The sequence below is a fragment of the Alphaproteobacteria bacterium genome (assembly GCA_030739735.1).
Classification (GTDB): Bacteria; Pseudomonadota; Alphaproteobacteria; order UBA7887; family UBA7887; genus UBA7887.
The window spans coordinates 1-1,011 of record JASLYQ010000042.1 but is presented as its reverse complement, the minus strand read 5'-3'; the positions used below and the strand labels follow the sequence as shown (position 1 = coordinate 1,011).

Here is a 1,011-nt window from a genome sequence, read left to right as displayed (position 1 = left end):
AGTCCGAACAGGTCGGTTCCACCCGATTTCAGAATCTGAAAACAGTGTGCGGAATGTCTCAGGGAGTATGTCGTGTGTCTCTGTCCGTAGATATCTGACCCCAACTTGGCGTGTTCACAGAGAAACCTGAATTTCCTCGAGATGGTATCGGGTGCGGTTCTCTCCCGGTTCTTGAAATTGTCGAAAAACAGGTAGGCATTTGGATCATCGTGCCGTCCGAGGATCCTCTTGCGGTAGATGTCTGCAGCGACTTCCGTGGTGGTGCTGTCGATTCCACCCGATGATTTTTTGGTTTTGGGGTTGGGAACCGAGATGACCAGTTGTTCCACCCCATCCTCCCGAATGATGCGAATGTGCTTGTTCTGGAGAAACTTCCATTCGCTGGGTCGGAGGAACGAATGGATCATGAAGACGATGAAGTCGTACAACTCTCCCCAATCAAATTCCGTGTTCTCGGGAGGGTGTTCCCGTAAGTCACGACAGGCATCGAGCAACCGCTGATACTCATCGGGAGTGAACCAGGGTCGAGGGTTCTCTTCCCGTTTGACGGTGGGGAGAGTGGGGATGTGATTGAGCACGCCATCGCGTTCCGCCTCTTTCATCACCTTTCGGATCAGCACCACATACTTCTTGAGGGTCGATTGTGAGAGATCGCGTTCAACCTTCATTTCATCGATGAAGGAATCAACCGCGTGATAATCGATCCTGGTGATCTGCATCTCACCAAAACGGGGAAGGACGTCACTGGTCAGTTTCAGTGCGTCCTCGCGGTACATCTTGGAGACCAACTCACCGCGTCGGATCAGTCTATGTTGGGTGACCTGGAACTTTTCCGCATATGCGGCGAAGGACAACGCACCCCGTTCCCTGGATGTCCTCTTTTCCAGAAGACGGTCCTCATACCAGGTGATGGCAAACTCTTCTGCGTCCTTGAGATTTTCGCATCGGGTGGATTTCTTGACCCCCGACGATGGTCCACCGCGGATGTAGAGACGCACATACCAGTATCTA

General features: G+C 52.4%; 1 protein-coding gene. It reads right to left on the bottom strand.

What is annotated here, in order from left to right; all coding sequences use genetic code 11:
• The coding region (locus QF629_12935; protein ID MDP6014426.1) for a phage integrase SAM-like domain-containing protein at positions 1-998 on the bottom strand (998 nt) is incomplete at its 3' end.
• Positions 999-1,011: the final 13 nt, after the last annotated feature.